Source organism: Ferrovum sp., assembly GCF_027317285.1.
In the GTDB taxonomy this organism is placed as follows: domain Bacteria; phylum Pseudomonadota; class Gammaproteobacteria; order Burkholderiales; family Ferrovaceae; genus Ferrovum.
This window is the reverse complement of record NZ_DAHVHV010000024.1, coordinates 24,836-32,668: the sequence shown is the minus strand read 5'-3', so window position 1 is coordinate 32,668 and position 7,833 is coordinate 24,836. Positions and strand designations below refer to the sequence as shown.

The 7,833-nt window shown below is 59.1% G+C and carries 9 protein-coding genes; 3 read left to right on the top strand and 6 right to left on the bottom strand.

Translation table 11 applies throughout. The annotated features are described in order from the left end of the window. The 3 genes from M6F29_RS12285 to M6F29_RS06855 all read right to left on the bottom strand — a co-directional run. Positions 1 to 88, bottom strand: an 88-nt coding sequence (locus M6F29_RS12285) for a 5'/3'-nucleotidase SurE (protein WP_366525957.1), incomplete at its 3' end; no start/stop codon positions are given. Next, positions 85 to 1,527, bottom strand: a complete 1,443-nt coding sequence (gene lpdA, locus M6F29_RS06860; protein ID WP_366525956.1) for a dihydrolipoyl dehydrogenase — start codon at positions 1,525 to 1,527, stop codon at positions 85 to 87. The genes lpdA and M6F29_RS12285, both read right to left, overlap by 4 nt. Positions 1,528 to 1,540: 13 nt before the next feature. After that, positions 1,541 to 2,824 carry a 2-oxo acid dehydrogenase subunit E2 gene (locus M6F29_RS06855; protein ID WP_298158098.1) on the bottom strand — a complete coding sequence of 428 codons (1,284 nt, stop codon included), beginning with the start codon at positions 2,822 to 2,824 and terminating at the stop codon, positions 1,541 to 1,543. A gap of 119 nt (positions 2,825 to 2,943) precedes the next feature. On the opposite strand from M6F29_RS06855, the gene M6F29_RS06850 reads away from it, so the two are divergent. Beyond that, positions 2,944 to 3,471 carry a TlpA family protein disulfide reductase gene (locus M6F29_RS06850; RefSeq protein WP_298158096.1) on the top strand — a complete coding sequence of 176 codons (528 nt, stop codon included), beginning with the start codon at positions 2,944 to 2,946 and terminating at the stop codon, positions 3,469 to 3,471. A 9-nt stretch (positions 3,472 to 3,480) separates the two neighbouring features. On the opposite strand, the gene M6F29_RS06845 is transcribed toward M6F29_RS06850, so the two are convergent. Both M6F29_RS06845 and M6F29_RS06840 read right to left on the bottom strand, forming a co-directional pair. Continuing rightward, the gene (locus M6F29_RS06845; RefSeq protein ID WP_298158094.1) at positions 3,481 to 4,044 is read right to left on the bottom strand and encodes a RadC family protein; all 564 of its coding nucleotides are present in this window, start codon (positions 4,042 to 4,044) and stop codon (positions 3,481 to 3,483) included. Positions 4,045 to 4,120: 76 nt separating this feature from the next. Further along, positions 4,121 to 4,837, bottom strand: coding sequence for a tetratricopeptide repeat protein (locus tag M6F29_RS06840; RefSeq protein WP_298158092.1), 717 nt, complete (start codon positions 4,835 to 4,837; stop codon positions 4,121 to 4,123). Between the two features lie 97 nt (positions 4,838 to 4,934). On the opposite strand from M6F29_RS06840, the gene M6F29_RS06835 reads away from it, so the two are divergent. Together M6F29_RS06835 and M6F29_RS06830 are read left to right on the top strand one after the other, a co-directional pair. Beyond that, positions 4,935 to 6,200, top strand: a complete 1,266-nt coding sequence (locus tag M6F29_RS06835; protein ID WP_298158090.1) for an outer membrane beta-barrel protein — start codon at positions 4,935 to 4,937, stop codon at positions 6,198 to 6,200. A 566-nt stretch (positions 6,201 to 6,766) separates the two neighbouring features. After that, positions 6,767 to 7,027, top strand: a complete 261-nt coding sequence (locus tag M6F29_RS06830) for a hypothetical protein (RefSeq protein WP_298158088.1) — start codon at positions 6,767 to 6,769, stop codon at positions 7,025 to 7,027. 55 nt (positions 7,028 to 7,082) lie between these two features. Here the strand turns inward: M6F29_RS06830 and M6F29_RS06825 are convergent, their stop codons facing one another. Further along, positions 7,083 to 7,820, bottom strand: a complete 738-nt coding sequence (locus tag M6F29_RS06825; RefSeq protein WP_298158086.1) for a DsbC family protein — start codon at positions 7,818 to 7,820, stop codon at positions 7,083 to 7,085. Positions 7,821 to 7,833: the final 13 nt, after the last annotated feature.

Genomic DNA, 7,833 nt, shown 5'->3' with positions numbered 1-7,833 from the left:
TCACTTCCCCCAGAGGCGTGAGGGCATCCACCAATGCCGCCAACCCCGCCGAAAAGTACCCGTCATCATTGCTCACCAGTATTTTCATGAGGTCGACCTTTGGCGCAGGGGAGGCAAATCGGTGCAAACCCCTTCATACAATTCTGCCGCCAACCCCACCGTTTCACCCAGCGTCGGATGGGGATGGATGGTGCGCCCCAAATCGGTGGCGTCCGCCCCCATTTCCACCGCCAGAGACAATTCACCGATCAGGTCCCCCGCCGCCGTACCCACGATTCCCCCGCCCAACACGCGGTGGGTGGTCTCGTCAAACAAAATCTTGGTAAAGCCTTCCGCGCGTCCATTGGCCAAAGCCCGTCCACTGGCCCCCCAGGGGAAAACCGCCTTGCCGTAGGAAACGCCCTGGGCCTGGGCTGCGCTTTCCGTGAGACCGGTCCAGGCCACTTCCGGATCGGTATAGGCCACGGCAGGAATCTGGCGGATATCCAGTCCGCGCGGCAAACCTGCCGCCGCTTCTGCAGCCACATGCCCTTCATGGGTGGCCTTATGGGCCAGCATGGGCTGTCCCACCACATCCCCAATGGCGAAGATATGGGGCTGAACCGTCCGTTGCTGACGATCCACCGGGATGAAGCCTTGTTCATTCACCTTCACGCCCAGGGCATCCAACCCCAGATCGCGGCTGTTGGGCGTACGCCCCACCGCCACCAGAAGCGCGTCATAAGGCGTGGCATCCCCTTCCCGACCCTGGGCATCCACCCATTTGACCCACAGGGCATCTGGACGAGCCTCCACGGCAGTCACGCGGGTGCCAAGCCGCACCTTGCCCAAACGGGGCGCATTATGTTTCTCCCAGACCTTGACCAGATCCCGGTCTGCCCCGCCCATCAAACTGCCGGACATTTCCACCACATCGATCCGGGCGCCCAGGGAAGCATAGACCGTAGCCATTTCCAGGCCGATGATTCCCCCGCCCACCACCAGCAGGCGAGCAGGCACCGAAGTCAAGGCCAGTGCCCCGGTGGAATCCAGAATGCGCGGATCCTGCGGCAAAAAGGGCAAGGTCACCGGTGCCGACCCCGTGGCGATGATGGCCTGCTGAAACCGGACCGAACGGAGCGTCCCCGCATCATCCTGCACTTCCAGGGTATGGGGCTGCGTGAAACGTGCCCTGCCGTGCCATACCTCCACCTTGCGCACTTTGGCCATGCGCACCAGGCCGCCCGTCAATTTTTCCACCACCTGGTCTTTCCAGGCGCGAAGGGCATCCAGGTCCACTTGCGGTGGCGCAAAGTGGACTCCCTGAGCCCCCAGGGCCAAAGCCGCATCCTTGAGCGCCGCCACATGCAGGAGCGCCTTGGAGGGAATGCACCCCACATTCAGACAAACCCCGCCCAGGGTCGTGGCGCGTTCAACCAGCAAGGTCCGCCGCCCCAAGTCCGCACTGCGAAACGCCGCAGCGTAGCCACCCGGGCCGGCCCCGATCACCACGACCTCAAAATCCGTTTCCACTTCCTGACTCATCATCCGTCACTCTACCCTAAACCAAAATGCGGCGGATATCCGCCAGAATCTGGCACAACGCTTCATTGAAACGGGCTGCGCCTGCGCCATCGATCACCCGGTGGTCGTAGGACAGCGACAGAGGCAACATCCAGCGCCCCACCACGGACCCCGCACGCCAGACCGGTTTCTGAAGCGCCCGCCCCAGTCCCAGAATGGCCACTTCCGGCGCATTGATGATGGGCGTAAAAAATGACCCTCCAATCCCGCCCAGACTGGACACGGAAAACGTTCCCCCCTGCATTTCGTCCGGAGTCAGCCGGCCTTCCCGGGCCCGGGCCGCCAAGGCCGCCACCTCGGTGGCAATGGCGCGGATTCCCTTGGACGGCACGTCACGAACCACCGGCACCATCAGCCCCGAAGAGGTATCTGCGGCAAAACCCAGGTGGATATAATGCTTCAGAACCAGGGCATCCCCTTGCAGGGACGCGTTGAATTCCGGAAAATCCGGCAATACCGCCGCCAGGGCCTTGAGCACCAGGGTCAACAGGGTGATTCGGGGGAATTCCGGTCCCGCCTCATGATTCAAGTCCTGACGGAATTCTTCCAATTCCGTGATGTCCGCTTCCTCGTGGTTGGTGACGTGCGGAATCATGAGCCAGTTGCGGTGCAGGTATCCCCCGGACAGCTTTTTGATCCGGCCCAGTGGGCGCGTCTCCACCGGGCCATATTTGGCAAAATCCACGGTTGGCCAGGCAGGCAGATCCCCCATGCCCCACCCGCCCCCCTGAGAACGCGAAGACTGTAGCGCCGCCTTGACGAAATTCTGGATGTCCTCGCGCAGAATTCGTTGATGGGGCCCGCTGCCCTGCACCTGTCCCAGATCCACCCCCAGTTCACGCGCAAGACGACGCACCGTCGGACTGGCATGGGCCGTATGTAACGCTTCTTCTCCCGCAGGCGTCAACCGGGGAGCAGAGACGGGAACCGTGGAAAAAGAGGGCGCCACCACGGGCGCATCCACGGGCGGCATCACCGGATCCGCACGTGTCACCGGAACCGGAGAGGGAACCACCGATTCCTCCCCCGGCACCGCCAGGATGAGAATGGGCGAACCCTCGGACACCCGTTCCCCCAGTTTGACCAGCACCCGCTCCACCCTTCCCGCTTCGGTGGCAGGAACTTCCAGGGTCGCCTTGTCCGATTCCAGGGTGATCAGGGGTTGATCCACCGTCAGCAGATCCCCTTCCTTGACCAGCAACTCGATGATCGGAACATTCCTGAAATCGCCAATGTCCGGAACTTTAACCTCTTTTCCCATAATCCTGTGTGTTCCTAAAGTATCTGACCACGGTGAAAGTCAGGGTTGACTCTGTTAGAGTAGCAGGTAAGTGGCAGGATTTTATCACGAGCCCTCGGGCGCAGAATGGAAAGAAATAAATGAATGGGAAGTTATGGAAAGGGGGCGTGATCGTCGCCACAACCCTGTTGCTGGCCTTCGGGTTTCATTTCAGACAGGAACCCACCCCACCCCCGGTCGCGCCTCCCGGTTTCGGCAGGTTGACCCTGCCCGACCTGCAGGGGACCCCCCAGTCCCTCGGGCAATGGCCCCAGCGCTATCGCCTGATCAACTTCTGGGCCCCCTGGTGCACCCCCTGTCGCGCCGAACTGCCCATGCTGACCCGACTATACCCCCAGTGGTCCGTCCGGAATGTACAATTCATCGGCATTGCCATGGATAGCCCCGAATCGGTGAACGCCTTCGTCAAGGCGCACCCCCTGCCCTATCCCAACCTCATCGGCCAGGACGACACCCTGACCCTCACCAGGAACCTGGGGAATGCCCAGCAGGGGTTGCCCATGACCGTTCTGCTGGGTCCCCGGGACCAGGTGATCTGGGTCAAACTGGGACGACTGGATGAAGCCGAACTGACCCGGGAACTGGCCCGGGTCGGCACCGAAAATTAAGGCGGGGGCTCACAACCAGCCCTGCTCGGCAAAACTCACCAGTTCCGGACCAGCCACCACGAAGTGGTCGAGCACCCGGATGTCCACCAACCCCAGAGCCCGTTTCAGCACTTCTGTCAGCTGGCGATCTGCGGCACTGGGACGGGCCATCCCCGAAGGGTGGTTGTGGGAGAGCAGGATGGCTGCCGCATTGTGCCGCAAGGCCCCCTTCAGCACCTCGCGGGGATACACTGCAGTCTGGGTCAAGGTTCCGCGGAACAGTTCTTCTGCCTGAATCAGTTGATGCTGGGCATCGAGATACAGGACCCAGAATGACTCATGGGTCTGCCCCTTGAAAATCAGGCGCAGATAATCCTTGACCACAGCCGGCTGGCCCATGACCTCCCCCCGGCGCAATCGTTCTTCCAACCAGCGTCTCAGGACTTCCCGCAAGGCCTGCCCCTTGCGTTGCAGTTTCCCATCCATTTCGCCGAACAGGGGTTCCAGTGTCTCCTCGCAGGCCCGGTAATTGCCGCGGGTCCCGAACAGGCAGGCCAGCAATTGCGCATTGGTCCAGTGTCGTACATGGGTCATGGGCTTCTCCCTGAAAACCCCATTGTGCTCGGTCACTTGCTGCGCGCCTGCTCAAAAAACACAAACCCGGTCAACTTCAAAAGTTTTGAGACAGCAGGTCCTGTGCCTCTGCCTGGCGTGCCCGATCCGCCTCGACGCTTTGGGGACGAGGCAGCGCATCGATCACCTTTTTGAGACAAATCAGGGCATGGGCTTTATCTCCCTGAGCCAGGAGAAATTTTCCATAGAAAAAGTTGGCATCGATATTGTCCGGGTCCACCTTCAAGGCCCGTTGAAAATAGTTACGTGCCTTGTCGTCATCTCCAAACGAACCGAATTTCGGGACCCTGAAATAGAGGGCGCCCAGCGTGATCAAGCCGGACCCGTCCATGGCCGTGGGATCGATGGCCACGGCCTGGAGGAGAATGTCCCGGGCTTTTCGAACCGTTCCCAAGGCACTGAAAATATTTTGATATTTGGCATGAGTGGCCGTAATGATGCCCTCCCAGACGAGGGGATCGGCCTGATTGGGATAGTGCCGGGACAAATCATGGGCCTGATCTTGCAGGCGGGCAAAGTATGCCTCCCGCTCCGGTTCGGGCAAGGCATAACTGCCCTGGGTCCAGGCCTGGGTTTCCTGGGCCAGACCCTCTGCCAGGGTTTCAGCCCGCAGATCCGCACACACCACAAGCCCCCACAACCCCAGCAGGACAGCGCTACTCCATCGACGGATCACAGTTTTCATCACGAAAGTTTGGAAGGTGGACGACCTCGGAAAGGAGGATTTGATCAACGGAATTGATTCAAATTTCATGGCTTGGTTCATTTTCTTTATGAATTCTTTGCGTCGATCTTTCTATGATTGGCTCCATATTTTCATTCATCGATCCATACCTCAAGGAGAAAACCTCATGAAAGCCCCCCTGCCCTTCCCCCTCAAAGTGACCTCCTGTCTTTTGATGATGGGGATGATGACGGCTGCCAATGCAAAGGAAGATGAAACCAGCGCAGAGCCGGAGATGACCATCGCCAAATTGTTCAAGGCTTCCAGCATCGATGTGTCCGGTTATCTGGATGCCGGGTACATCGGCCATAACCAGATGCCTGACCCCAACGTCCAGGTCTTTGATACCAGCAAGAATTCCTTCAGCCTCAACCAGGCCTCCATCACCATGTCCCAAACCCCCAAGCAGGGGATGGGCTGGCTGGTGGATCTGATCGCCGGGAGCAACGCGGGTTACCTGTGTTCCTACGGCGCCTGCTCCGGGAACAATCTCAACCAATACAATTCCACCATGGGGTCGGGGGGGAACTTTGATCCTACCCAAGCGTACATGCAATATGCTACCGGACTCTGGACCCTGATCGGCGGGAAGTTCAATTCCCTGTCGGGCGTTGAAGTGCCCAACAGTGTGGCGGATACCAACATCACCCGTTCCATCCTCTACGGCCACAGCCCCTTTACCCATACGGGGGTGCGTGCCGTGAACGCGCTGACGGATGCGACCACCGTGACCATGGGGGTCAACAACGGGTGGGATCAGGTGACGGGCATGACCGCCTCGAAGACGGCGGAATTTGCCATCAACCAGGCATTCACCAAGGATACTTCGCTGTTGTTCGATGTGTACAGCGGGGCCGAAACGGTGCCCACCTCCCTCGACTGGGCAGGGATCATTCCCGCCGGGACCATCACCAACATGTATACGGCCAATGCGGGAACCCCTCTTTCCGGGGTCAGGAGCGGCAATCGCACCTTGCTGGACATGGTCTTCACCTCCAACCTGACGCAGTCTCTGACGTTTATTCTCAACGCCGATCACTCCAGTCAGCAGAACGTGGTGATCGGTGCCACGCCCAATCAGGTGGGGACAGAGGTTTACTGGGGGCTGGCGGGATATCTGAATTATCAGATCAACGAACAATACCGGGTATCATTCCGGGCGGAACAATTGAAGGATGAATCCGGGGTGGCTGTGGCAGCCCCGGGAACGCTGCCCGGTCCCAATACCGTACGGGAGGCGACCCTGACCCTGGGGTATGCGCCCGTCAAGGACTTCGAACTGCGTGCCGAATTGCGGGGGGATCGCGCAGATCAGGGAATCTTCGCCTCCTCCAACGGAACCCTGTACCAGAGCATGGTGACCTATGGGTTGCAGGGCATTTACAAGTTTTAATTGATCAAACAAAACAATCCACCAGGCCCTGCGGGAAGTTGCCCCATTCTTCGTGCAACCTCGGCACCGGCTTGGTGCACCCCTCGGTCACATTCCCTCTTCGAGGCCCCAAAAAGCATGAACTCTTCAAGCCAGGCAAGGGTCGAAGCAGAGTGGCATGAATCCTGCTTCATAGTCCAGTGAAAACAGATCATTCTTCCAGGCCGGATCCGTTCCTGACGATCACTGTTCTTTGAGCAACGTTACCTTGGGAGGTCCTCATGAATTACTCGATTTTGTCATTCGCCACGTTCTACCTGGCTTCCTGGGCAGCCTCGTCCGGACTGCCGGAGTCCTTGCGGGTCCCCATGCGCCAGCGGTTTAACATTTCCTTAAGGACACTGTGGTTAAATGCCGTCCAGTCCTCAATACTACGGTGTCACTGTCGTTCATCGATGATCCGGATCGCACGAGACGGGAGGCACGAATCAATCGATGTATCCCCGAAACCGGGGATCCCACATCCAGACAGAATTCGTTCCTGAACCTCACCGCTTTTCTTAGTGACTTTACCTTAGGAGTTTCCCATGAAAAACACTCTGTTATTCGCCACACTCTGCCTGACCGCCTGGTCTGCATCGGCCAAGTTGCCCGACCCCCTATGGACCCCCATGGGAGGAAACCCCCAGCAACAGTTCGGGATTGCCAAACCGCGTCCCGCCCTTCCGCCTGGCCTGACGTCCAGCGCACTCAACGAGCAGACTTTGCCAAAAACAAAGTGTGAACAACAGGGCACCCAGGCCTGTGCCCGTCCTGCGTCCACAGTGACCGCCAGCCACCAGATGTAATCCACCGGGGGGGCATAAGCATCTGCCCCCCCTCTTTCACCCCTTTTCCCCTGACTCAGTGGGGACCCAGCGCCTTCTCCAGTTCTGCCCGAGGCAGGGCGCCCGGAACCACCTCGCCATCCGCGAACACCAGGGTGGGCGTTCCGCTGATCCGGTATTTTTCCCCCAGATTCTGAACCTCCTCGAGTTGGTCCTGGCACTCGTGATGGACGGGTTCGATATTTCTGAGCTGATAGTCTTCCCAGGCTTTTTCCGGATCTTTGGCACAGGCGATCCAATGCGACCGTTCCGGGGCATCGGGATGCAGCGATGCAATGGGATAGAGGAAGGTGTAGACGGTCACATCAGTGATGCTGCTCAGTTCCTTTTCCAGTTTCCGGCAGAAAGGACAATCCGGATCGGAGAACACCGCCACCACCCGTTTTCCGTTCCCCTTGACCCGTTTCATGGCCAGGTTGAGCGGAAGTTCGTTCGGCTTGACCGCCCCCAGAATCTTGAGGCGAGCTTCCGTCATATTGTGCAGGTCATGGGCCTCGATCAGATCTCCCGCCACGAGCGTAGTGACTGCCTCATCCACGTAGAGAATCTGTCGATCATCGGTGTAGAGTTCATACAGACCCAGGGCGTGGGCCGGATGAATCTGCAGCACATGCGGTGCCAGTTTGGGTAATTTCTGTTGCAGATGCTGACGCACCAGCGCCTCGTCTGCCTGTGCACCGAACCATACCGTACCCAGCAAGACCCCTGCCCAGAAACGCCCGAGCCAGTCCTTCCATCGTACCCCGCTTTCCATTTCAGCTCCTCGA